24 protein-coding genes and 5 tRNA genes are annotated in these 23,995 nt (G+C 54.2%); 21 read left to right on the forward strand and 8 right to left on the reverse strand.

Annotation, left to right across the window (positions count from 1 at the left end):
- The first annotated feature begins 9 nt into the window (after positions 1 to 9).
- Positions 10 to 1,518, forward strand: a complete 1,509-nt coding sequence (gcvPB, locus tag A3L08_RS05010; protein WP_088853976.1) for an aminomethyl-transferring glycine dehydrogenase subunit GcvPB — start codon at positions 10 to 12, stop codon at positions 1,516 to 1,518.
- Between the two features lie 807 nt (positions 1,519 to 2,325).
- Here gcvPB and A3L08_RS05020 read toward each other — a convergent pair.
- Positions 2,326 to 2,402 (reverse strand) — tRNA-Thr (locus A3L08_RS05020).
- Between the two features lie 124 nt (positions 2,403 to 2,526).
- Between A3L08_RS05020 and A3L08_RS05025 the strand changes: the two genes are divergently transcribed.
- From A3L08_RS05025 to A3L08_RS05070, 10 genes are all read left to right on the forward strand, one after another.
- A tRNA-Asn gene (locus A3L08_RS05025) sits at positions 2,527 to 2,602 on the forward strand.
- Between the two features lie 5 nt (positions 2,603 to 2,607).
- A tRNA-Ile gene (locus tag A3L08_RS05030) sits at positions 2,608 to 2,685 on the forward strand.
- Positions 2,686 to 3,170: 485 nt separating this feature from the next.
- Entirely contained in the window at positions 3,171 to 3,419 is a 249-nt protein-coding gene (locus tag A3L08_RS05035) for a DNA-directed RNA polymerase subunit H (protein ID WP_088854896.1), read from the forward strand.
- Between the two features lie 17 nt (positions 3,420 to 3,436).
- Positions 3,437 to 6,805, forward strand: a complete 3,369-nt coding sequence (locus A3L08_RS05040; protein WP_088853978.1) for a DNA-directed RNA polymerase subunit B — start codon at positions 3,437 to 3,439, stop codon at positions 6,803 to 6,805.
- Positions 6,806 to 6,809: 4 nt separating this feature from the next.
- Positions 6,810 to 9,527, forward strand: a complete 2,718-nt coding sequence (locus A3L08_RS05045) for a DNA-directed RNA polymerase subunit A' (protein WP_088853979.1) — start codon at positions 6,810 to 6,812, stop codon at positions 9,525 to 9,527.
- A gap of 1 nt (position 9,528) precedes the next feature.
- Positions 9,529 to 10,704: a DNA-directed RNA polymerase subunit A'' gene (gene rpoA2, locus A3L08_RS05050; protein WP_088853980.1), complete on the forward strand. Its 1,176-nt coding sequence runs from the start codon at positions 9,529 to 9,531 to the stop codon at positions 10,702 to 10,704.
- A 13-nt stretch (positions 10,705 to 10,717) separates the two neighbouring features.
- Positions 10,718 to 11,023 carry a 50S ribosomal protein L30e gene (locus A3L08_RS05055; protein ID WP_088853981.1) on the forward strand — a complete coding sequence of 102 codons (306 nt, stop codon included), beginning with the start codon at positions 10,718 to 10,720 and terminating at the stop codon, positions 11,021 to 11,023.
- Positions 11,023 to 11,460 (forward strand): NusA-like transcription termination signal-binding factor, encoded by a 438-nt coding sequence (locus A3L08_RS05060; RefSeq protein WP_088853982.1) that lies wholly within the window; start codon positions 11,023 to 11,025, stop codon positions 11,458 to 11,460. The genes A3L08_RS05055 and A3L08_RS05060 overlap by 1 nt, the downstream gene beginning before the upstream one ends.
- Positions 11,461 to 11,470: 10 nt before the next feature.
- Complete coding sequence (locus A3L08_RS05065) at positions 11,471 to 11,914, forward strand: 30S ribosomal protein S12 (RefSeq protein ID WP_014122317.1); 444 nt, start codon at positions 11,471 to 11,473, stop codon at positions 11,912 to 11,914.
- 5 nt (positions 11,915 to 11,919) lie between these two features.
- Positions 11,920 to 12,567 (forward strand): 30S ribosomal protein S7, encoded by a 648-nt coding sequence (locus A3L08_RS05070; RefSeq protein WP_088853983.1) that lies wholly within the window; start codon positions 11,920 to 11,922, stop codon positions 12,565 to 12,567.
- A gap of 104 nt (positions 12,568 to 12,671) precedes the next feature.
- On the opposite strand, the gene A3L08_RS05075 is transcribed toward A3L08_RS05070, so the two are convergent.
- From A3L08_RS05075 to A3L08_RS05100, 6 genes are all read right to left on the reverse strand, one after another.
- Positions 12,672 to 13,790 carry an alkaline phosphatase family protein gene (locus A3L08_RS05075; RefSeq protein WP_088853984.1) on the reverse strand — a complete coding sequence of 373 codons (1,119 nt, stop codon included), beginning with the start codon at positions 13,788 to 13,790 and terminating at the stop codon, positions 12,672 to 12,674.
- Positions 13,787 to 14,122: a type II toxin-antitoxin system PemK/MazF family toxin gene (locus A3L08_RS05080; protein ID WP_088853985.1), complete on the reverse strand. Its 336-nt coding sequence runs from the start codon at positions 14,120 to 14,122 to the stop codon at positions 13,787 to 13,789. Before A3L08_RS05080 ends, A3L08_RS05075 begins: the two co-directional genes overlap by 4 nt.
- The gene (locus tag A3L08_RS05085) at positions 14,119 to 14,316 is read right to left on the reverse strand and encodes a hypothetical protein (RefSeq protein ID WP_088853986.1); all 198 of its coding nucleotides are present in this window, start codon (positions 14,314 to 14,316) and stop codon (positions 14,119 to 14,121) included. The genes A3L08_RS05080 and A3L08_RS05085 overlap by 4 nt, the downstream gene beginning before the upstream one ends.
- A 66-nt stretch (positions 14,317 to 14,382) precedes the next feature.
- Entirely contained in the window at positions 14,383 to 15,651 is a 1,269-nt protein-coding gene (locus A3L08_RS05090; RefSeq protein ID WP_088854897.1) for an Nre family DNA repair protein, read from the reverse strand.
- Positions 15,652 to 15,973: 322 nt separating this feature from the next.
- A tRNA-Cys gene (locus tag A3L08_RS05095) sits at positions 15,974 to 16,048 on the reverse strand.
- Positions 16,049 to 16,068: 20 nt separating this feature from the next.
- Positions 16,069 to 16,154 (reverse strand) — tRNA-Ser (locus A3L08_RS05100).
- A 158-nt stretch (positions 16,155 to 16,312) separates the two neighbouring features.
- Here A3L08_RS05100 and A3L08_RS05105 point away from each other — a divergent pair.
- The 3 genes from A3L08_RS05105 to A3L08_RS05115 all read left to right on the forward strand — a co-directional run bounded on the left by A3L08_RS05105 (position 16,313) and on the right by A3L08_RS05115 (position 18,966).
- Entirely contained in the window at positions 16,313 to 16,516 is a 204-nt protein-coding gene (locus A3L08_RS05105; protein ID WP_088853987.1) for a MoaD/ThiS family protein, read from the forward strand.
- 138 nt (positions 16,517 to 16,654) lie between these two features.
- Entirely contained in the window at positions 16,655 to 17,758 is a 1,104-nt protein-coding gene (locus A3L08_RS05110; protein ID WP_198362095.1) for a hypothetical protein, read from the forward strand.
- A 305-nt stretch (positions 17,759 to 18,063) separates the two neighbouring features.
- Positions 18,064 to 18,966 (forward strand): hypothetical protein, encoded by a 903-nt coding sequence (locus tag A3L08_RS05115; RefSeq protein WP_157721587.1) that lies wholly within the window; start codon positions 18,064 to 18,066, stop codon positions 18,964 to 18,966.
- Between the two features lie 236 nt (positions 18,967 to 19,202).
- Here A3L08_RS05115 and A3L08_RS05120 read toward each other — a convergent pair whose 3' ends face one another.
- Positions 19,203 to 20,402: a pyridoxal phosphate-dependent aminotransferase gene (locus A3L08_RS05120; protein WP_088853990.1), complete on the reverse strand. Its 1,200-nt coding sequence runs from the start codon at positions 20,400 to 20,402 to the stop codon at positions 19,203 to 19,205.
- 196 nt (positions 20,403 to 20,598) lie between these two features.
- On the opposite strand from A3L08_RS05120, the gene A3L08_RS05125 reads away from it, so the two are divergent.
- From A3L08_RS05125 to A3L08_RS05155, 7 genes are all read left to right on the forward strand, one after another.
- A complete protein-coding gene (locus tag A3L08_RS05125) occupies positions 20,599 to 20,844 on the forward strand; it encodes a hypothetical protein (protein WP_088853991.1) in 246 nt (81 codons plus the stop codon).
- Positions 20,841 to 21,422 (forward strand): lysine exporter LysO family protein, encoded by a 582-nt coding sequence (locus tag A3L08_RS05130; RefSeq protein WP_088853992.1) that lies wholly within the window; start codon positions 20,841 to 20,843, stop codon positions 21,420 to 21,422. Before A3L08_RS05125 ends, A3L08_RS05130 begins: the two co-directional genes overlap by 4 nt.
- Positions 21,423 to 21,553: 131 nt before the next feature.
- Positions 21,554 to 21,838 carry a 50S ribosomal protein L44e gene (locus A3L08_RS05135; RefSeq protein WP_012571193.1) on the forward strand — a complete coding sequence of 95 codons (285 nt, stop codon included), beginning with the start codon at positions 21,554 to 21,556 and terminating at the stop codon, positions 21,836 to 21,838.
- A gap of 3 nt (positions 21,839 to 21,841) precedes the next feature.
- Positions 21,842 to 22,039, forward strand: a complete 198-nt coding sequence (locus A3L08_RS05140) for a 30S ribosomal protein S27e (protein WP_012571194.1) — start codon at positions 21,842 to 21,844, stop codon at positions 22,037 to 22,039.
- Between the two features lie 84 nt (positions 22,040 to 22,123).
- Positions 22,124 to 22,951: a translation initiation factor IF-2 subunit alpha gene (locus A3L08_RS05145; RefSeq protein WP_088853993.1), complete on the forward strand. Its 828-nt coding sequence runs from the start codon at positions 22,124 to 22,126 to the stop codon at positions 22,949 to 22,951.
- Positions 22,951 to 23,130 (forward strand): RNA-protein complex protein Nop10, encoded by a 180-nt coding sequence (locus A3L08_RS05150; protein ID WP_088853994.1) that lies wholly within the window; start codon positions 22,951 to 22,953, stop codon positions 23,128 to 23,130. Before A3L08_RS05145 ends, A3L08_RS05150 begins: the two co-directional genes overlap by 1 nt.
- Position 23,131: 1 nt before the next feature.
- A complete protein-coding gene (locus tag A3L08_RS05155) occupies positions 23,132 to 23,935 on the forward strand; it encodes a proteasome assembly chaperone family protein (RefSeq protein WP_088853995.1) in 804 nt (267 codons plus the stop codon).
- Positions 23,936 to 23,995 lie beyond the last annotated feature (60 nt).

The raw sequence follows: 23,995 nt of genomic DNA on the forward strand, positions 1-23,995 counted from the left end.
GTGGTTAAGATGTTCAGGCAGGCTAAATGGGATGAGCCAACTATCTTTGAGCTCTCACGCCCCGGAAGGATTGGCTACACCCTTCCAAAGCCCATTGAGGACGTTGAGGTTGAAATCCCCGAGAAGCTCAGGAGAAAGAGCCCGCTCAACCTTCCCGAGCTGAGCGAGCCCGAGGTGGTCAAACACTACACCCGCCTGAGCGAAATGAACTACGGCGTTGACTCCGGAATCTACCCCCTCGGCTCGTGCACCATGAAGTACAACCCCAAGATAAACGAGGAGATCGCCTCCCATCCTGGCGTCGCCTATGTCCACCCCTATCAAGACGAGAGAACCGTCCAGGGAGCTCTCAGGATAATGTGGGAGCTGGAGCAGTGGCTGAAGGAAATAACCGGCATGGACCGCTTCACCCTTCAACCAGCGGCTGGAGCGAACGGAGAGTTCACGGGCGTTTCGATAATCCGCGCCTACCACCTCGACCGCGGGGAAGTTCAGAGGGACGAGATGCTGGTTCCGGATTCAGCGCACGGAACCAACCCGGCAAGTGCGGCCATGGCCGGCTTCAAGGTTATCGAGATACCTTCCAACGAGAACGGAACTGTTGACCTTGAGGCCCTTGAGAACGCGGTAAGCGAGAGGACTGCTGGCTTGATGCTCACAAACCCAAACACCCTTGGAATCTTTGAGGATGAGATACTGGAGATAGCGAAGATCGTCCACAAAGCCGGCGGCCTGCTCTACTACGACGGAGCGAACCTCAACGCGGTCCTCGGAAAGGTCAGGCCCGGTGATATGGGCTTCGACGTGGTACACCTCAACCTCCACAAGACATTCTCGACGCCACACGGCGGTGGCGGCCCCGGAAGCGGGCCCGTCGGCGTTAAAGACTTCCTGAAGGACTACCTGCCCGTTCCACTGGTGAGCTACGACGAAGAAAACGACCGCTACTACCTCGACTACAACGTGCCGAAGAGCATCGGCAAGGTCAAAGAGCTTTATGGGAACTTCGCCGTCATCGTCAGGGCCCTGACCTACCTCAAGATAATGGGTAGGGATGGCCTGAGAGAGGTCAGCGAGGTCGCTGTCCTCAACGCAAACTACCTCACCCAGAAGCTGAAGGGAACCCGCGGCTACGAGTTGCCTGGCAAAGAACTGAGAAAGCACGAGACAGTCTTTTCAGCCGAGCCTATGAAGAAGGAAACTAGTGTCACTGCGATGGACGTCGCCAAGAGGCTCCTCGACTTTGGAATGCACGCTCCAACGGTTTACTTCCCGCTGATAGTGCACGAAGCTTTGATGATAGAGCCGACTGAGACAGTGACCAAAGAAGAGCTCGACGCCTACGTTGAGGCCCTCAAGAGGATAAGTGAAGAGGCCTACACCAACCCCGAGGTGGTGAAGAGCGCACCGCACAACACAGCAGTGAAGAGGGTGGATGACGTTTTAGCGGCGAAGAGGCCAGTGATAACCTGGCGCATGTACAGGGAGCTCAAAGAGAAGGGCGAGATAGACATCTGACTTCTTCCATTTTTGTTCCCTTTTTGAACCCAGCCGGACACTTTCCAGTTTTGGGTAGAAATGTTGATATAATTTCGACAATGAACCCAAATTGGTGCTGAAGGATGAGGCGGGATATTAAAAGATCGAACAATTCAGGTTACGAGCGTACCATAGACGAGTACCAAGTACTCATAAAGGGCTTTCTGCTAGGGGGAACCGTCTTGAGGGTATATACGTTGAGGGGGCTTCTACTCGCTGACGAGGAGCTCCCAAGGACGTCGGGGAGGACGTCATACGGGGGAGCGTCAGGAAGAGTCTCCTACGGGGGGAGGTAATAAAGGGGAACATCAGACTCATCAAAGCTTACATCAACGACGACGGAAAGAGATGGCTCGTCCATGGGGGTTCCTGTAACGGTTGACGACAGAGAGTGATTTCCTTTTCTAAAACGTCGTGCAGACGAACAAACTTTATCTTGCAAAGTTTGATCAAACTCAACGGGACTCTCGTCCCGTGCGTTGGAGCTCTCCTCCGCGTCGCGAATGAATGTGAGCAAGCTTTGGAAAAAGGACCAAAAGAGTTTCCCTCCGCACAATTAGGTGATGTTATTAGCGTGCACTCTCGAATTCTCACCTAGATACGGGGTTTATCCCGAAAGAAAGCCACCCAACCAGTTTGCGTTTTATTCTGGTGTCCTTTGGACGCCTTGAGGAGAGCAAACACTCGAGAAACGACAATTGACGGGTAAACCCTCTCTGGAAATCATCATTTTCAAAACAGCACGCGCCTCTTCCGCCAGCGCTTGCGGAGCAAGGGCTGTTAGAATGGAGCCCCGGGCGGGATTTGAACCCGCGACCGGCGGATTACAAGTCCGCCGCCCCGCCAGGCTAGGCTACCGGGGCACGGTTTAAAGACCCCCGGGGAAAATATAAAGTTTTCGCAGATGGTAGGATGGGGTTTTAATGGTCTCTTCTGAGGACACCGTAAGATTTATAAATCCCCCCCATATTCCCTACATTGGGTCGTGCCGCCGTAGCTTAGTCGGTAGAGCGCCGGACTGTTAATCCGGCGGTCCCCGGTTCGAGTCCGGGCGGCGGCGCCAGCCGTGGGCCCGTAGCTCAGCCTGGTCAGAGCGCGCGGCTCATAACCGCGTGGTCGGGGGTTCAAAGCCCCCCGGGCCCACCACTCAGATAACCTTATATCACCCCCGTTTCTATGAGATTTAGCGATGGCGGTTTAAATTACCTTCCACAGGTACTCATTCTCTGTTCTCCTGAATTGAACCCCTACAGGGGCTGTTTTCGTTGTCGCTAATCGGCGAAAATAATGCGAGTTGATTTGTCATTCTGCTAGGAATCGAGCGTTTAACCCCAAAAATCCCCACAAAATGAGCGTCCATATGGCATTCTGCCAGCCCCATCTCATGGAGTGCTCCCTTTCCAAAAAGTTCGAACCCCGAACCTCCGCCGAGCGTTTATAAGCCTTTCCCATTCCCGGTGGACAGCGAAGTACACCAACGCTCGTTTTCTGCATGGAAATCGGTTCTTAAACTTTACGCAACCGATATAAACCCCTACGGGCCAGATACCACTCGAAAAGCTTATATACCGAAACCCGCAGGTGGGAGGTAGTGGTATCGTTCTTAAAAAATGTTAAGGGGGCAATTCTCGGTGGCGACGAAAAAAGAGTTTGATATATTCATGCATGAGCTGGTTCCCGAGCACAGAATCCTCAGCGAGGAGGAGAAGGAAGAGCTCCTGCGGAAGTACAGGATAAAGATATCCCAGCTCCCGCAGATCAAGGCCTCAGACCCAGCCGTGGTGGCGCTCGGCGCAAAGCCAGGCGATGTTCTTGAGATCAAGAGGAAGAGCCCGACGGCGGGCTACTATTACTACTACCGCCTTGTGGTGGAGGACTGATTCTGCGAGGTGAGATCATGGCATCGAGAGGACCGACCGTTGTTGATGTTACTCCCGACGACCTCTGGCTTGTTATGGAGGCATACTGGAAGGAAAGGGGCCTTGTCAGGCAGCACCTTGACTCTTACAACGCTTTCATCGACTACGGCATGCAGCAGGTTATAGACGAGTTCGGCGGCGTTAAGCCGGACATACCGGACTTCGAGGTCAAGTTCGGCAAGGTTCGCCTTGGCGAGCCTGAATTCCAGGAGGCCCAGGGACAGAGAAAGCCGCTCTACCCGATGGACGCAAGGATAAGGAACCTTACCTATTCTGCACCGCTCTACCTTGAGCTCATTCCGGTCATTAAAGGCATTGAACAGGAGCCCGTCGAGGTCCGCATCGGCGAGCTTCCGATAATGCTCAAATCAAAGGCCTGCCGTCTCTACGGCCTCAGCGACGAGGAGCTCGTAAAGCTTGGAGAGGATCCGAAGGATCCGGGAGGATACTTCATTATCAACGGTTCCGAGAGAGTTATCGTTTCTATTGAGGACCTGGCTCCCAACAAGACCCTCGTGGAGAGGGACGACAGGCAGAACAGGATAATAGCAAAGGTTTTCTCCTACAGACACGGCTACCGCGCACTCATCACCGTCGAGAGGAGGAAGGACGGAATTCTCTACGTCAACATCCCGAACGTTCCGAGGCCGGTTAAGTTCGTCTACGTCATGCGCGCCTTAGGCCTCCTCAGCGATAGGGAGATAGTCGAGGCCGTCAGCGACGACCCGAGGATACAGCAGGTTCTCTTCGACAATCTCGAAGATGCAAGCGACATAACCACCCAGGAGGAGGCCCTTGACTACATAGGAAAGCTCGCCCTTCCCGGTCAGCCAAAGGAGTACAGGCTCAGAAGGGCTGAACACATCATAGACAACAACCTCCTGCCGCACATGGGGGTTGAGGAGAAAGACAGGAGGGTGAAGGCCTACTACCTCGGCATGATGGCACTAAAGGTTCTCGAGCTCTCCCTTGGTCTCCGTGGCGAGGACGACAAGGACCACTACGCCAACAAGAGGCTCAAGCTGGCGGGAGACCTTCTCAGGGACCTCTTCAGAGTGGCCTTTGGCCAGCTCGTGAAGGACATGCAGTACCAGATGACCAAGACCTACCAGAGGAAGGGAGAAAGGTACACCTTCGAAAACATTCAGCGCTTTGTTAGGAACTCTATAAGGCCCGACGTGCTAAGCGAGAGGATAGAGCACGCTTTGGCGACCGGTGCCTGGCCCGGTGGAAGAACCGGTGTCAGCCAGCTCCTTGACAGGACGAACTACATGTCGACCCTGTCACACCTCAGGCGTGTAACTTCCCCGCTCAGCAGGGACCAGCCCCACTTCGAGGCGCGTGACCTTCACGGAACCCACTGGGGAAGAATCTGTCCGACGGAAACCCCAGAGGGTCCGAACTGTGGTCTCGTCAAAAACCTTGCGTTAATGTCCCAGATAACCACAGGAATCCCTGAGGAGGAAGTGAGGGAATATCTGAGCAGGCTCGGCGTTGTTCCCATAGAGGAACGCAGGCCCAACCCCAAGCTCTGGCGTGTCTACCTCAACGGAGTCCTTATCGGAACCGTCGAGGACGGGGAGAGCCTCGTGGGCAGGATAAGAACCGACAGAAGAAGCGGCAGGATAAGCGACGCCATAAACGTCGCCCTCTACCAGGACGAGGAGGTCAAGGAGATATACGTCAACAGCGACGATGGAAGGGTTAGAAGGCCACTGATCATAGTCGAAAACGGTCAGCCCAAGCTCACCAGGGAGCACGTCGAGGGCATAAAGAACGGCACCCTCACCTGGAGCGACCTAATAAAGATGGGAGTCATAGAGTACCTCGACGCCGAGGAAGAGGAAAACGCCTACGTGGCAACCTGGCCGTGGGAAGTGACCGAGGAGCACACCCATCTGGAGCTCATGCCGGCCGCGATACTCGGTATTCCCGCTTCACTCGTCCCCTACCCGGAGCACAACGCCGCCCCGCGTAACACCTACGGCGCTGGTATGGCCAAGCAGAGCCTCGGTCTCGGAAGCGCGAACTTCCGCATCAGAGTTGACACCCGCGGTCATTTAATGCACTACCCGCAGGTTCCGCTCGTTAACTCGCGCATCATGAAGGCCGTTGGTTTCGAGGAAAGACCTGCAGGTCAGAACTTCGTGGTCGCGGTTCTCAGCTATGGCGGTTACAACATGGAAGACGCTGTCATAATGAACAAGGCCTCAATAGAGCGCGGATTGGCGAGATCGACCTTCTTCAGAACATACGAAGCCGAGGAGAAGAGGTATCTGGGTGGTCAGACCGACCGCTTCGAGGTTCCGGACCCAACCATACAGGGCTACCTCGGCGACAAGTACTACCGCAACCTCGATGAGGATGGCATAATCTTCCCGGAGTCCAAGGTCGAAGGAAAGGACGTCCTCGTCGGAAGGACCTCGCCACCGAGGTTCCTTGAGGAGCAGAGCGGTCTCGGAGGAATAATCCTCCAGGAGAGGCGTGAGACGAGCGTCTCGGTTAGACCGAGCGAGAGGGGAATAGTGGACAAGGTCATCATCACCGAGACCGGCGACGGAACCAAGCTCGTCAAGGTAACCGTCAGGGATCTGCGCATTCCGGAGTTCGGCGACAAGTTCGCGAGCAGGCACGGTCAGAAGGGTGTCATCGGCCTCATAGTGCCTCAGGAGGACATGCCCTGGACCGAGAGCGGAATAGTGCCCGACCTCATAGTCAACCCGCACGGTATCCCGAGCCGTATGACCGTCGGACAGCTCATTGAGGCCATCGGTGGAAAGGTGGCCTCGCTCAAGGGCAGGCGCGTTGATGGAACGGCCTTCATCGGTGAACCCGAGGAGAAGCTCAGGAAGGAGCTCGAGGAGCTCGGCTTCAAGCACAGCGGCAGAGAAGTTATGTACGACGGAATAACCGGAAGGCGCCTTGAGGCTGACGTGTTCGTTGGCGTCATCTACTACCAGAGGCTCCACCACATGGTCGCGGACAAGATGCACGCCCGTTCACGCGGTCCGGTTCAGGTTCTCACTAAGCAGCCGACCGAGGGAAGGGCCCGCGAGGGAGGTCTCAGGTTCGGTGAGATGGAGCGCGACGTCCTCATCGGCCACGGCGCTGCGATGCTCTTGATCGAGCGTCTCCTTGAGGAGAGTGACAAGACTGAAGTATGGGTCTGTGAGAGCTGTGGACACTTAGCTTTGGAGGACAAGCGCAGAGGAAAGGTTTACTGCCCGGTCTGTGGAGAGGAAGAGAGGATCAGCAAGGTCGAGATGAGCTACGCCTTCAAGCTCCTGCTGGACGAGCTGAAGGCGATGGTAATAAGGCCGTCCCTCAACATAACGGATAGGGTGTGATACCATGCAGTCGATGAAGAAGGTCATCGGGAGTATTGAGTTCGGAATCCTCTCACCGCAGGAAATCAGAAAGATGAGCGCGGCTGAGATAACCGTCCCGGACACCTACGACGATGACGGTTATCCCATCGAAGGCGGCCTTATGGACAAGCGCCTCGGTGTCGTCGACCCGGGACTCCGCTGTGAGACCTGTGGCGCCAGGGCCGGGGACTGTCCCGGCCACTTCGGCCACGTCGAGCTTGCAAGGCCGATAATCCACGTCGGATTCGCCAAGACCATCCACCGGGTTTTGGAGAGCACCTGCCGTGAGTGTGGCAGGATAAAGCTGAAGGACGAGGAAATAGAGGAGTACATGCACAAGTTCGATGTCGTGGGCGACAGGAAGAAGGCAAAGGACAGGCTCATCAAGGAGATACACAAGAAGGCCAAAGAGAGGATGGTCTGCCCGCACTGTGGAGCGCCGCAGTTCCCAATAAAGTTTGAGAGACCGACCATCTACTGGGAGCTCAGGAAGGACGAAGAGGGCAACGAGTACAAGCACAGGATGATGCCGAGCGAGGTCCGCGACAGGCTCGAGAAGATACCCGACAAGGACTTACCGCTCCTCGGCCTGCACCCGGAGAAGGCCAGGCCTGAGTGGATGGTTCTCACCGTCCTCCCGGTTCCGCCAGTCACCATGAGGCCCTCCATCACCCTCGAGAGCGGCATCAGAGCGGAGGACGACCTCACCCACAAGCTCGTCGACATAATCCGTATCAACAACCGCCTCAAGTCCAACATCGAGGCAGGAGCACCTCAGCTGATTATAGAGGACCTCTGGGACCTCCTCCAGTACCACGTCACCACATACATCAACAACGAGACCTCAGGCATTCCGCCGGCCAAGCACAAGAGCGGAAGGCCCCTCAAGACCCTCTCCCAGAGGCTTAAGGGTAAGGAGGGACGCTTCCGTGGCAACCTCAGCGGTAAGCGTGTTAACTTCTCCGCCCGTACCGTTATCAGCCCAGACCCGATGATAAGCATCAATGAGGTCGGCGTTCCCCTCGCGGTTGCCATGGAGCTCACCGTTCCGGAAAAGGTCACCGAGTTCAACTTCGAGAAGCTCAAGCAGAGGGTTTTGAACGGTCCCGAGAAGTATCCTGGAGCCAACTATGTAATCGACCCCGAGGGAAGAAGGATACGCCTCATGGAGAACAACCTTGAGATAATCGCGGAAAAGCTCGACATCGGCTGGACCGTCGAGAGGCACCTTGAGGACGGGGACATAGTCCTGTTCAACAGGCAGCCGTCGCTTCACAGGATGTCCATCATGGCCCACCGCGTCCGCGTCATGCCCTACAGAACCTTCCGCCTCAACTTGGCTGTCTGCCCGCCCTACAACGCGGACTTCGATGGTGACGAGATGAACCTCCACGTGCCTCAGACTGAGGAGGCGCAGGCGGAAGCGAAGATACTTATGGAAGTTCAGAACCACATAATCTCACCGCGTTACGGCGGTCCGCTTATAGCGGGAATACAGGATCACATCTCCGGTGGCTACCTGCTCACACGCGAGGGAGCGTACTTCACCCGCAGCGAAGTGGAGCAGATGCTCATGTTCGCGGGCGTAGATGTGAAGGAGCTCCCTGAACCGGACAAGGTTGAGAATGGCGTTGAGCTCTGGAGTGGAAAGACTATATTCTCACTCCTCCTGCCGGACGACCTGACCATCTGGTACCGCAACAAACTCTGCGACGAGCCGGAGCGTTGCGAGGCCATAGAGAAGCTCATAGAGGAGAAGCTTATCCCGGACCCTGAGGAGGTCAGGAAGATAGCCTACGACGGCTTCGTCTACATCCAGAACGGAAAGCTCCTCAGCGGTGCCATAGACAAGAAGGCCTACGGTAGAGAGGACGGAAAGCTCCTTGACATCATCGTAAGGGAGTACGGCGTTGAGAGGGCCAGGCAGTTCCTCGACCAGGTCACGAAGCTCGCCATATGGGCTATCACCCACAAGGGCTTCACAACAGCAATAGACGACGAAGACCTCCCGCAGGAGGCCCTCGACAGGATACACGAGATAATCCGCGAGGCGGAGGATAGGGTCAACAGGCTCATAGAGGCGTACAAGAACGGTGAGCTCGAGCCGCTTCCGGGTAAGACCCTCGAGGAGACACTTGAGAGCAACATCATGGCGGTTTTGGCAGAGGCCCGTGACAACGCGGGTAAGGTCGCTGAAAAGTACCTCGGTATGACCAACCACGCGGTCATCATGGCCAAGACCGGAGCGAGGGGTAAGATGCTCAACATCACCCAGATGGCTGCGATGCTCGGACAGCAGTCCATCCGTGGTAAGCGTCTCTACCGCGGCTATCGCGACAGGGTTCTAACCCACTTCAAGCCCGGCGACCTTGGAGCCAAGGCCAGGGGCTTCGTCACGAACTCCTACAAGAGTGGCTTAACCCCACAGGAGTACTTCTTCCATGCAATGGGTGGAAGGGAAGGTCTCGTTGACACCGCGGTCAGGACGGCACAGAGCGGTTACATGCAGAGGAGATTGATAAACGCCCTCCAGGACCTCAAGGTTGACTACGACGGAACGGTGAGGGATCCGATGGGAATCATCGTCCAGTTCAAGTACGGTGAGGACGGAATAGACCCGATGAAGAGCTGGCAGGGCAAGACGATTGACGTTGATAGGGTCATCGTTAGAACCCTCGTGAAGATGAGGGGAGGTGAGTGAAATGGTAGCAGCGAAGACCATCAGGAGCCTTGTTGATAAGGCAGAGCTTCCGGAGAACATCAAGGAAGAGCTCTACAACAAGCTCGTCGAGTACGACAAGAAGTACAAGCTCAAGAAGGCGGAGATCGAGGCCATCATCCAGGAGGCCGTCAGGGAGTACGAAAAGGCCAAGATAGAGCCGGGAGAAGCCATTGGAACCGTTGCGGCGCAGTCAATCGGTGAGCCGTCAACGCAGATGACCCTCAACACCTTCCACTACGCTGGTGTCGCTGAGATCAACGTCACCCTCGGTCTGCCGAGAATCATCGAGATTGTGGACGCGAGAAAGAACCCATCAACGCCTATCATGACCGTTTACCTCGACGAGAAGCACCGCTACGACAGGGAGAAAGCCCTTGAAGTGGCGAGGAGGATAGAGGGAACCACCCTCGAGAACCTCGCAAGGGAGACCAGCATTGACATCCTCAACTACGAGTTCATAGTGGAGATCGACCCGGAGAGGCTTCAGAAAGCCGGCCTCGACATGGAGAAGATTCAGAGGAAGCTTGAGGGCTCGTTCAAGACCGCAGAGTTTGAGGTGGACGGATACACGCTCATTATGAGGCCCAAGAAGGTAGGCAAGCTCTCCGACCTGAGGAAGCTCTCCGAAAAGGTTAAAAAGCACCGTCTTAAAGGCCTCTCGGGCGTCGGAAAGACCATCATCCGGAAGGAAGGCGACGAGTACGTCATCTACACAGAGGGCTCGAACTTCAAGCAGGTGCTCAAGGTCCCGGGCGTTGATCCAACGAGAACCAGGACCAACAACATCTGGGAGATCGCCGAAGTGCTCGGCATTGAAGCGGCAAGGAACGCCATCATAGAGGAAATCGTCAACACGATGCGCGAGCAGGGTCTCGAGGTCGATGTCAGACACATCATGCTCGTCGCCGACATGATGACGCTCGACGGAGTTATACTGCCCATAGGCAGGCACGGTATAGTTGGGGAGAAGGCCAGCGTGCTTTCCAGGGCATCTTTCGAGATAACCACACAGCACCTCTTCGAGGCCGCTGAGAGGGGTGACGTTGACCCGCTCAACGGCGTCGTTGAGAACGTGCTCATAGGCCAGCCCGTGCCTGTCGGTACGGGAATGGTCAAACTGGCAATGAATCTCCCCCTGAGACCGAAAAGGGAGTAGGGAGGTGTAAGTAATGGTTGATTTCGCCTTTGAACTTAGGAAAGCTGAGGAGACCGGAAAGATAGTCATGGGAGCCAAAAAGGCCATACAGTACGCGAAGATGGGTGGAGCGAAGCTGATCATCGTCGCCAGGAACGCGAGGCCGGATCTCAAGGAGGACATACTCTACTACGCCAAGCTCAGCGGAATACCGATATACGAGTTCGAGGGAACCAGCGTCGAGCTCGGAACCCTCCTCGGAAGGCCGCACACTGTCTCTGCCCTCGCTATCCTCGACCCCGGTGAGAGCAGAATACTCGCCCTTGGGGGTAAGGAGTAATGCCGCTGAAGCTCAACACAGACCAGATCAAGTTCATAGCACTCTTCGAGAGCATGACCGGAGCCACGGTACTCGACTGCCTCATAGACACCGGCAGGAACAGGCTCATCTACGTCATCAAGAAGGGTGAGATGGGCCTCGCCCTTGGAAAGAAGGGAGCCAACGTTAAGCGCGTCCAGAACATGCTCGGAAAGGACATCGAGCTCATCGAGCACTCGGACAACCCAGAGGAGTTCCTGAGGAACATTTATAAGAGCCTCGGGGTTAAGGTTAAAAAGGTCCACATAACTGAGAAGCGTGATGGTAAGAAGGTCGCCCTCCTCGACATAGGCCCGCGCGACAAGCCACGCGCGATAGGCAGGGGCGGCCAGAACATCAACCTCGTGAAAGAACTGATGGAGAGACACCACGGTATTAGTGATGTGATCATAATTTGAGGTGATGATCATGGCTGGAAAGAAGGCTCCGTATGGAGAGTTTGCCGGTAGGAAGCTCAAGCTCAAGAGGAAGAAGTTCCGCTGGAGTGACATAAGATACAAGAGAAGAGTCCTCCGCCTCAAGGAGAAGAGCGACCCGCTCGAGGGTGCTCCGCAGGCGAAGGGTATAGTCCTTGAGAAGATAGCCGTCGAGGCAAAGCAGCCGAACTCAGCTATGCGTAAGGCAGTTAGGGTTCAGCTCATCAAGAACGGTAAGGTCGTCACTGCCTTCACTCCAGGTGACGGTGCCATCAACCACATCGACGAGCACGACGAGGTCATCATCGAGGGAATCGGCGGTCCTAAGGGCGGTTCGATGGGTGATATCCCCGGTATCAGGTACAAGGTCGTCAAGGTCAACAGGGTTTCCCTCAAGGAGCTCGTCAAGGGAAGGAAGGAGAAGCCGAGGAGGTGAAGTGAATGGCCAAGGCACTCACAGAGAGGTTCTTCGTCCCGAAGGAGCCCAAGGTCATGGGCAGGTGGAGCGTTGAGGAGGTAACAGTCAACGACCCGTCGCTCAGGCCATACATAAACCTTGAGCCGAGGATACTCCCGCACAGCCACGGAAGGCACGCCAAGAAGTCCTTTGGAAAGGCCAACGTCCACATCGTTGAGCGCCTGATAAACAAAGTCATGCGCAGCGGTGCGAGCCACTCAAAGGTCGGCGGCCACTTCATGAGGAGGGAACACCGCTCCCTCATGAGCAAGAAGATGAAGGCCTACGAGGTAGTTAAGGAGGCCCTCATGATCATCGAGCGCAGGACGAAGCAGAACCCGATTCAGGTTCTCGTCAGGGCCATTGAGAACTCCGCACCAAGGGAGGACACCACCACGATAGCCTTCGGTGGAATCCGCTACCACATGTCAGTTGACGTCTCCCCGCTCAGGAGGCTCGACATCGCCCTGAAGAACATCGCCCTTGGAGCCAGCGCCAAGTGCTACAGGAACAAGACCAGCTACGCCCAGGCCCTCGCGGAGGAGATAATTGCCGCTGCCAACAAGGACCCGAAGAGCTTCGCCTACAGCAAGAAGGAAGAGATCGAGAGGGTTGCCCAGTCCTCGCGCTGAGGGCTGGCTGGATTTCTTCCTCATTTCACTCACTTCTGCTTTTCTCGATAAGTCTCTCAGCGCGGGTCGAATTGTAGATTTTGCCCAACAAACTTCAGTGGCCATTAAATTAGGCTTTTCCCCACCATGTTAGTTGGCTTCTCAACGCCGAAGAAATCCAGTATCGTCGGCGCTATGTCCATGAGCGAGGCGTTTTCAAGGTTTGCATTCTCAAAGCCCCAGAGGATGAGCGGAACCTTCACAACTGGCTCGTTCATCGAGCCGTGCATGCCCTTAACCCAGTGGCTCACGCCCTTTGTTCCCTTACACATCCTGTGGGAGCAGAACCAGTAGCCCGGCTTTGCCGAGACTATAAGCTCACCGCTGTTCGGGCTGTCGAGGTGGGGAAGTTCATCGCGGAAGAAGACTTCTCGAACGCCGGGGGCTTTCCTGAGAACTTCGAAGGCCTCTTCGCTTTGGTTTGGATCCCTCAGATAGACGTGAACGCCTCCGCCCGATGAAACCCTGAGAGTCTCTATTCCGTGTTTTCTCAGGTAAGCCCTCAGGTTCACCCAGGTGTGGACTTCCTCCTGGCCATGGTCAGCGAAGATTATGAATGCATATTCATCCTTGAGGCGCTCCCACAGGGTTCTAACGGCGGTATCGACGGTTTCCACTGCTTTAAGCGCGCCTTCACTCAGGGGCCCGTGGTCGTGGCTCATTCCATCTATTGAGGCGAAGTGGACGAGGAGCAGATCCGGTTTGCACTCCTCGTAGAGGTAGAGCGCCGAATTCAATACCCAGACGTCCTTCCTCCAGTCCCTGCCGTGCTGCCTGTACATCTTGTCGCCCGCGAAGAAAGGAGGGAAAATTCTGACGTCAGTCCCGCTGAAGGGGGGCATGGTGTAGCCGCTGACGGCGGCGGTTCTAACGCCCCTCCCTCTGAGGATGTCCACGATGGTTGGCGCCTTTATGACCCTATGAGGATTGAAGGCCACCTCATACTCGTAGAAGTTCACCTTCCTGTCGCTTAAGCGGTCGTAGTAGCCGTTCTCGACGACGCCGTGGTCCTTCGGCCACACACCGGTCATGACGCTTGTGTGAACTAAGTCAGTCAGGGTAGGAAAGATTGAATCAACGACCGCAAAGTCGCCAGTTTCCGCCAGCTCGCTCAGGAAGGGCATGTGCTTGAGGTTGTAGATTCCATTGCCGTCGAGGCTTATTAGGGCGAGCTTTTTTCTCATGACTCAAACCCCAGAAGTGAGCATATCTTTTGGCTTATTTCTTTTTTGAGAATTGGGCCAATTTCGCCGAGTTCACCGATTAGAATATCCTTCTGGACTGTCGCTATCTTTGTGAGTCTAACAAACGATGAAACTTTGAGGCCGGTTAAGTGGAACTCTGGGTGAGATTTTTCGATAAGAACATCTGTCTCTGGATTGTAACGTTCAACCCTTGAGGATATGAACGCGAGTGTGACATCGTCCTTGTCTTCAAACAACACAAGGGCAGGGCGGAGTTTCGCTCCTCTCAGGCTTGTAAATGGAAACGGTACAAGAACTATCTTCCCCTTCATCTATATCTCACCTTAAGGTCTTCCTCGGAGTATATATCCGGTTCGTCTGTGAAGAACTCCTTTAGAGATTCCTCCGAGAGTTTCATTAGGGCATAACTCTCCTCCCGCTCAAGCAGTTCATTCAGGAGTTTTTCTATGTCCTCAAGTTTCTTCTCAATTCTCATGAGCTCTCTAATGAGGTCAACACTCTCCACGCTATCACCCCCAAGCGGTGTCGGCCTGACGTGCAGTCATCACCTTTCAGTGGGATGGAGTGGTCGTCATCCACCTGCATTCTCTCTATCGAGGCGGTATATATTCTTTCCGAGCCACTCGTCCAAGGTTTTTTGCCTCGCGAGGTTTCTTAGGATATAGCTCCTCTCAAGGTACTTCTCGAACGGGTGCTCAAGGCGTCTCTTAATGGCCTCAAGGGCCTCGTTTAGCGTCTCGAAGCGGCCTATGGGATTGCCCATCGCCTTCTTAACCCCCAGCCTTATCTGCCACACCCCTACTGGGGCATAATATTCTGGAGTAACCTCACGGAAAACAACAGCCCTCGCCTGCCTCCTCCTCCCGCGCAAAGCTTCGAGGACGCTCAAGCGAGCCGCGTGATATGCTCCAGCCGTTTCCTTGACGTATTCCTTTCTGCCCCTGAAGTCCTCGTAGTCGTGGATGACGTTGGGTTCCGAAGTGCCGAAGAGCGAGCCCTTCAGCCAGACCTCCAAAAGCTCGAAGGCGTAAGTTTCGGGCATCAGCAGTACTGCATAGCGATTGCCAAGGAAGCGGTAGAAGTAGACCTCGTAGTCGTTTATCTCGGGGTAGTGGAGAACCTCACGCCGCAGGTTCTTTCCTATCGTGTCTTGAACCGCCGTGATGCTCCATCTGGTGGGAACGAGCTTCTTGTCTACACCGAGGAGCCCGGCTGAGAGAAGTCTAATGATGTAGTACTCGTCGAAGCCCCAGTTGTAGAGGCGCATTATTGCCTGTTCTGCCTTCAGCTCGTCGCTCACGACGTAATCCGTTCTGCGTGGGATTTTTGGGTTTTCCGTCAGCTCAAAGTCGAGGAGTTCAGCCTTGGGCCCTACTGGGGGTGCAAACTCGCTCGGGAGAACCTTGAGAACGGGCTTTCTCTTGAGGAGTATCTCGCTGTCGACGGGCTTTATACTCATCGCCAGCTCCTGAACCTCGCCCAGTATTCTGCCGCTCTTTCTCACGTTCACGTCCGCCTCGCTCTCGCCCATGACAAGCAGCGAGCGGTAGTAGAGGATGTCCTTTATGGTCTTGTTCTCCCATTTGAGGGGGTTGTCAAGGTAGTCTGTATTCCCCTCGATGGGCGGAACGAGGGGTCCGATTCTAACCTTCGGGTAGCCGTACTCTCCGACGAAGATGCTCGGTGGTGATGAGCCGAAGAGGTGGCGCTTGTTCAGCTTCTGCTCAACACTGCGGGCTACCCTGAAGCGTTCGAGTATCGGGCAGGTTGGCCTGCCGCAGAGGAGCTTCCTTCCCTTGCAGACCGCACAGAGTTTTGAGTTGAATACTGGGGCACTCATCGAAGGGAGGTACGCGGGGAGGTATTTATGGTTTGTTCTAGGTGAAAACTTTACCCTGTAAGGTTTCATCAAGGTTTATGGTTCCTGCTAAATCGCCAGTTTGGGTGGAATTCCAATGAAAAACGCTGGAGTGAATTTTGAATTCCGCCGTTGTTAGTTTGCGTTTTGGCAGGAGTTCAACTTCCAATTAACGCGCGAGGGGCGTTATTCCCACAGTGAAACACTGCAGAACCAGCAAGTGGAAGAGCAACCCCCTCAAAACAGGGATTCCATAAACACGACATGCAACCTTAATCAAACTTCATGGAGGCGAAGTTTGTTATGGAGCCGGGAGGGGGATTTGAACCCCCGTAAAGCGGATCTGCAGTCCACCGCCTCACCTCTAGGCTATCCCGGCGTTTGATCCCGGAGAAAATTTGGCGCCGCGGAGGGGATTTGAACCCCTGTGGCCAATGGCCACCGGCTTAGCAGGCCGGCGCCCTACCAGGCTAGGCTACCGCGGCATTCCAGTGCCCGAGTTATATGAGCAGGGGAGGGTTTTTAAGTTTTTTGGAGGCCTCAGGAGTGGTGGCCCTCCTCACCCCTCGGTGCCGGGCCAACCGCTCATCCTCGGCCAGTGCACTTTATAAACCCGGGGGAAATATGCCTTTCGGTGGTGAGAGTGATCAGAGTAAAGGTTCTTGGCAGGGGCATAGAGAAGGAACTGGAGTGGGAGAAGGGCATGAAGGTCGCGGACGTCCTCAGGGAGATCGGATTTAACACGGAGAGCGCAATAGCAAAGGTCAACGGCAGAGTGGCTCTGGAAGACGAGAGCGTTAAAGACGGGGACTACGTTGAGGTCATCCCGGTCGTTTCTGGAGGGTAAAAATGATTTTATCCCCCAGATAACTACCAATTTTGTAAAAAACTTGGTTATGATTTCGAAAGGGTTATATACTACTTTTGATAATTATACCGTGATAACGTCTTTGGTGGGAGGGGGCGAATGCGGAAGTGGGTAGCAATGCTCCTCCTTGGGATTCCCCTCCTGAGTAGTGTCCAAACAGTCAAGGCGGGAACAACACAAACCACAAACCAAGCCCATACCTGTCAGAGTTGCTCGTGCATCGACGTTAACACTCTCTTAGATAACCTAACAGCAAACATCACGAACTTGACTCACACAATTGACCAAAAGAAGTTAAGACTCGAAAAGCTTTACGAGAAGTGGAACACCACTAAAAACATGAGCATTCTCTTTGAAATTGTGATGCAAAAAGATGAGATTAGACTCCTCACCAACGAGTTAAAATACCTCAAACGTCAAAAACTCAGCCTCCAACTCGTCCAAAACTACACTGTTCAGACACCTTATGGTAGAAAAATCCTCTACTACAAACCACCCCCCGAGAGCACCATCGTCCAAGAGCACGTTAAAAAAGTCCACCCAGTAAGGAGCGACGTAGACTTGGCATGGTTCATAGCCTACTACAGGCAGGCGGCGGAGCTGACGTTTACAGAAGTCGTTCAAACGGACATGAGGATGAGAGAACTGCTTAAGAAAGTTGAAGCCGGGAACTACACTGAAGAGACCATCAACGAAATCCTCACCCTGCTTGACAAGAGAGAAAAACTCTGGAGAGAAATCTACAAGTTTGCCGAGGAGAAAGAGAAACTGCAAACCCTGAAAACACTCAAAGAAACCGGACGAAAACAGACACTAATAAAAGCGGCTACTGGAGTAGAGCCCCTGGCAATAAAGTTCGGAGGAATTGCAAAGGGTTGCTTCTGTTCTTACCTGCACTGCTATAATTCCTATGGCACAGCTCCTCCTCTACCGGGAGTCATCCATCCACTTGATGCCTCAGAAGCCCCATACATGTACTACAGAGAGTTTTATCCTGTCGTGTTATGGGTGGGAATGTATACTAGTAGCGAACCCGATGTCAACCACTTTTGGGGTGACTACTGTACTTACGAGTTCCCGAGTACGGGGACAGACTTTGAGAAATATTGGAACAGGGCTATAGAGTTAGGATTGCAAACATTTGGATCAATACAGATAAAGCTGTTTTATGAAGGGGCGCATACAATCCAAAAGTGTCGAGCTATCAAGAAAGCAATATAATATGGCAGGTAGAATGTAACAGGATTGGATGCTGGGTTGTCACTAATTACTTGAAACCCCTCCCTGATCCCGACGTATCGCATTATTCCGAATATTATCAATTATACATAAATACACATTGGCTTACATGCTGTGGATGCGGAGATGTAGGGAACTCTTGTAAGTGGGCGAACAATCACTATGGAGGATGCTTTGCACCAGATGCATCGAAGTCCCAGAATTTTGTTGTGTGCACTAAAGAAGAACATGGGACGGAATGCGGAAGAGCGATAGTAGTCCTGTTTAATGGTTAACAGAACTGGAGAGTGCTGGACATGAATGTCAAAAAATATCTTTTAGTTGTAACTGTTTTTTCATTAATTCTTCTCATTATCCCAAAAGGAATACTTGTCCCGACCAACGCCAAAGGAGCTTCTTTTAAAGAAGATGTGTCCTCATTAGAATGTCCATTTAAAATTCAAACTAGCCTCAATTTTGAAAATTTCTCTTACTACTTCACGATCTTCACGCAGGATATTCAAAAGAGCAACTACACGCTACCCGGAATTAACGGGGGATACATCTGCATTCCAGAGGGAGTTCTCCTGTACGCATACTTCATCCAAGACAGTCAGTCCACGCTACTCTTCTTGGGTGACAACCTCACCGAAAAGTGGAAGAAAGAGTTCCCAGCGTATCCACTTAAACACTTAAACGAGAGCCTGATTCTTGTTGGTAATCCTCGTTTTGGTTCTTCTGACACCTCTTGTGTTTACGTCATAGACATCTCAACGGGCTTGTTAAAAAACTGGTTCTGTCCGAACGTTCTCGGCGGCTATATTTCAGATGTTAAAATACTCCATGACAGGGTTTATGTTACAATTGGGGTTCCTGAGGCTCCTCCCCTGAGAACCAGAGCCTTCATTTACGTGAAGGAGGGCAACAAACTCCGGAAGAGTGAAATTGCTAGCATCAGCGGAGAGGGAGTTGGCATTAGACTACCCATTGACGCTAACGAGAAGTACGTGGCCGTAGCATACTTCCTAGCCAACGAAAGAGGAGAAGAAAAGAACGGCGTTTGCGTGCTTACGGCAAGGAGCTTACGAAAAATCGCCTGCAAAGAACTCAATGAGGGAGAACGCCCGTTGAAAGTCAAGGTTAAAGACAACATCGTGTACGTGCAAACAACAAAAGGCGTGAAAGCTTACAAGATACTCAGTCTATGGTAACGAGCACCACGTAAGGTGGTCGATACACCATAAACAAAAGAAAAAACAACAATGCCAATCCACTCCAGAGGGAATTCTATTATTATGCTTATTTCCTTGAAGGAAGCAAATGAGAGGCCGTATGACGTTAAACTTGATGGAAACATAGTGTACATCAAAACCTGGAATGGGGTGAAGGCCTACAGAATAGTCGGCCCGTGAAAACTCCCATGTGTTTTTTAAAGGAGAAAAAGGTGTCAGGAACCCAGCTTCCTCCTCATGAATGCCTCGAAGTTGTTCATGGCCTCTTCCAGAATCGGGACTGGCGGCAGGAAGACTATCCTGAAGTGCCAGTCGCCGGCGTAGCCGAAGCCTGAGCCGTGGACGAAGAGCACGTGGGCCTCGTTGAGGGCGTCGAGGACGAACTCCTTGTCGTTCTTCCACTTGGAGCGTTCGTCGATGCGCGGGAATATGTAGAAGGCTCCCTGCGGTTTGGTGGTGCTTATTCCCGGAATCTCGGTTAGGCGCTTGTAGATGTAGTCCCTCCTCTCCTTAAGCTTGGCCATGTATTCCTTGAGGTAGTCCATCGGCCCGGTGAGGCCCGCTATCGCCGCGAACTGGGCCGGAGTGTTCGGGCATATCCTTATCCTCGCCATCTTGTCTATGGCTTCCCTCACTTCGGAGAGTTTGTCCTCGGGGTCAACGTAGTAGAAGTAGCCGAGGCGCCAGCCCGTGGCGAAGTAGACCTTGGAGAGGCCGTTCATGACGATGACCGGAACGTCCTTGGTGAGCGAGCCGGGTGAAACGTGCTCCCCCTCGTAGGTCATGAGGTCGTATATCTCGTCGCTTATGACCGGCAGGCCGTACTCACCAGCCAGGTCGAGGATTTCCCTCACGGTCTTCTTCTCGTAGAGTGCTCCCGTTGGGTTGTTCGGGTTTATCACCGCTATGGCCTTCGTCTTCTCGTTGATCTTCTTCCTCATGTCGTCGATGTCCGGCTGCCAGCCGTTCTCCTCAACGGTGAGGTACTCGTTCGGAACACCGCCGTAGAACTTGACCAGGCCTGTGTAAGGCGGATAGCTCGGGCTGGGGACGAGTATGTTGTCGCCGGGGTTGAGGAGGGCGCCGAATATGAACTGAAGGGCCTCCGTAACCGCGGCGGTAACGCGGACGTCTTCAGGAGTAATGTCGACGCCGTTCTTTCTCTTTTCACGCTGGACAATGGCCTCCCTGAGTTCTGGAAGGCCCTCGCTGGTGCCGTAGTAGTTGTGGCCCTCCTGGATGGCCTTACAGTAGGCGTCCCTCATGTGCTTCGGCGGCTGAAAGTCGTATTTGCCGGGATCACCGATGTTGAGTCTGATAACCTTTATTCCCTTCTTTTCGAGCTCTCTGGCTGGAAGAACGACGTCCCTTATGGCGTACTCAATACCCATTGCCCTTTCGGATGCGCGGATCATATCAATCACCATTTGAATGAAGGGAAGTCCATCATAAAAACCTTGGCATCGGCATCAGGTCAGATTTAAAAAGGGACGTTCCAAACTTATGGCGGGCGATGACGATTAGCAAGCAAACTGAACGCTCACGAATGATGACGTGAACACCCTCCGAGCCCCTCGATAGCTTTATTAACATTCAGAGCCATCTCGTTGCATGAACATATTCATCCCCCTGCTTGCCGGCGTTCTGATAGGGTACACCCTCCGGAAGCGCGGAAAGAAGCTCAACGTAGACCTGCCCATGAGTGCCGCACTGCTCCTGCTGATATTCTTCATGGGCGTTGAGGCAGGGAAGGTCGAGATAAACGCGGGGTGGCTGCTGGTTTCGTCAATTGTATTCGCGGCCCTCACCATAGCCGGAAGCGTTGGAATGGCCCTTCTGGTGGGTGGTAGGAGATGAGGTTCCTGGCTTATGTTCTGGCGTCGCTCATAGCGGGCATGGCGGTCGGCCACTTCTACGCCCCTGACTTCGGCAACCTGTACGAGGTCATGTTATACTTGCTCATACTCATCATCGGGATCGACCTGGGCGGGAGCTTCAGGCTGGGAGAGATCAAAAAGCTCGGGAAACTGGCGGTGAAGCTACCCCTCGGGACGCTCATAGGCTCTCTCATAGGGGGGCTGGTGGCATCACTGCTCCTCGGCATAGAACTCAAGTGGGGCCTGGCAGTCTCGGCCGGCTGCGGCTGGTACTCACTCACAGGCCCGCTTATAGGCCAGTACTCTGCCGTTTACGGCACGCTGGGCTTCCTGGCAAACCTCATGAGGGAGATATTAACCGTCCTGTTTTACCCCCTTGCAATAAAGAGGCTCCCGAAGGAGCTGGCGGTTTCAATGGGTGGAGCTACGACAATGGACACGACCTTGCCCCTCCTAACGAAGTTCGGCGGGAGCGAGGTGGCTCTTATAGCCTTCGTTCACGGCTTCGTGCTAACGGCTCTCGTTCCGTTCGTGGTGCCGTTCATTCTCCAGCTTTAGGTGCGCAGGCAAAAACTTTTTTAAAGCCTCCGGGCTACCGGGGTTTGCAGGCGCTATCATGCCTCATGGCTCGGGGGTGTCCGAGGCCGGGGCGAGTAGGAGCCCACCGGGCCGCTCTCGGAGGTGAGAGAATGAAGTACCCGAAGCAGATAAGGACTTACTGCCCGTTTTGTAAAAAGCACACGATCCACAAGGTCGAGAAGGTCAAGAAGAGGCCGAGGAGCGAGCTCAGCCAGGGCCAGAGGAGATTCCGCAGAATCATGAAGGGTTACCGCGGTTTCCCGAGGCCGAACCCGGCCGGAAGGGAGAAACCGGTCAAGAAGCTCGACCTTCGCTTTAGGTGCACCGTTTGCGGCAAGGCCCACACGAGGGGACAGGGCTTCCGTGTTAAGAAGTTTGAGCTGGTGGAGGTGTGACGCATGGCGCTCCCGAAGAACCTCATCCCCATGCCGAGGAGCAGGTTCCTCCGCGTTAAGTGCATCGACTGCGGCAACGAGCAGATAGTCTTCAGCAACCCTGCCACGACCGTCCGCTGCCTCGTCTGCGGAGCAACGCTCGTCGAGCCGACCGGCGGAAAAGGTGTCATAAAGGCCAAGATACTCGAGGTTCTCGAGTGAACCTCTCCTTCTTTTCGTTCTGCTAAACTTTAAATACCTCTTTTCGTAACTTACCCCGGCAGAGAAAATTTTGAGGTGGTTGTAATGCCAAGGAAAGCCAAAGAGTACCCAGAAGAGGGAGAGTTCGTGGTCGCTACCGTTAAGAACATTCACAATTACGGTGCATTCCTCAAGCTCGATGAGTATCCCGGAAAAGAGGGCTTCATGCACATAAGCGAGGTTGCCTCGAGCTGGGTCAAGAACATAAGGGACCACATCAAGGAGGGCCAGAAGATAGTCGCCAAGGTCATCCGCGTTGACCCGGAGAAGGGACATATCGACCTGAGCCTCAAGCGCGTAAACCAGCAGCAGAGGAAGGCCAAGCTCCAGGAGTACAAGCGCGCCCAGAAGGCTGAGAACCTGCTCAAGATGGCAGCCGAGAAGATAGGAAAGGACTTCGAGACCGCCTGGAGGGAGGTCTGGGTTCCGCTCGAGGAAGAGTACGGGGAGGTTTACGCGGCCTTTGAAGACGCCGCCCAGAACGGGATAGAAGTTCTCAAGGGACTCATAAGCGACGAGTGGATAGAGGCGCTCAGGCCAATAATCGAGGCCTACGTTGAAATCCCGACCGTCACCATCGACGCGGAGTTCGAGATAACAGTTCCAAAGCCAAATGGCATTGAGATTATCAAAGAGGCGCTGATAAGGGCGCGCGACAGGGCCAACGAGGAGAAAGAGATAGAGGTCAAGTTCTCCTACCAGGGGGCGCCGCGCTACAGGATAGACGTCACTGCCCCGGACTACCACAAGGCCGAGGAAGTCCTTGAAGACATAGCTGAGGAGATACTCCGCGTTATCAAGGAAGCGGGCGGAGAGGCGACCCTCATAAGGAAGGAGAAGCGCATAAAGAAAGTCAAGAAGAGGGGTAGCTGATGCACTTCAGGATAAGGAAGTGCCCCAGCTGTGGGCGCTACACCCTGAAGGAGACCTGCCCCGTCTGTGGAGAGAAAACCAAGGTAGCCCACCCGCCGCGCTTCTCGCCCGAAGATCCCTACGGGGAGTACAGGCGCAGGCTGAAGCGCGAACAGATGGGCATAGCCAGGGGGGAGTGAGATGAAGGAGACCACCATCTACGTTCTGGAGAGGCCCGAACTCAGGGACCCCGTGTTCATTGAGGGGCTCCCGGGAATAGGCCTCGTTGGGAAGCTGGCCGCTGAGCACCTCATCCAGGAGCTTAACGCGGTAAAGTTCGCTGAGCTCTATTCACCACACTTCATGCACCAGGTTCTCATCAAGAAGGGCTCCGTCGTCGAGCTCATGAAGAACGAATTCTACTACTGGAAGAACCCCGACGAGAACGGCAGGGACGTCATTATCATCACCGGCGACCAGCAGGTCGCTCCAACTGACAGTCCGGGCCACTATGAGGTCGTGGGCAAGATGCTCGACTTCGTGAGCAAGTTCGGTGTCAGGGAGATAATCACCATGGGCGGCTACCAGGTTCCGGAGCTCCAGGGTGAGCCGAGGGTTTTAGCAGCGGTGACTCACGAGGATCTGGTTGGCCGTTATCAGGAGAAGCTCAAGGACTGCCAGGTTGAGGTTATCTGGAGAGAGGATGAGGGTGGCGCGATAGTCGGGGCAGCTGGTCTACTCCTCGGGATGGGCAAGCTCCGCTCCATGTACGGCATAAGCCTGCTCGGTGAGAGCCTCGGCTACATAGTCGACGCCAAGTCGGCCAAGTCCGTCCTCCTAGCAGTTACCAAGGTTCTGGGACTCGAGATAGACATGACCGCCCTCGAGGAGCGCGCCAGGGAGACAGAGGAGATACTCAGGAAGGTCCAGGAGATGCAGAGGGCTATGCTCGAACAGCAGATGCCCCCCTCAACGCAGGAAGAGGAGGACAGGGGCTACCTCTGAACTCCCGCCTTTTCTTGTATTTCTTACATGACAACCCCGCTTTGGCAGGGCCGTTTCAAA

The sequence above is a fragment of the Thermococcus pacificus genome, assembly GCF_002214485.1.
GTDB classification, from domain to species: domain Archaea; phylum Methanobacteriota_B; class Thermococci; order Thermococcales; family Thermococcaceae; genus Thermococcus; species Thermococcus pacificus.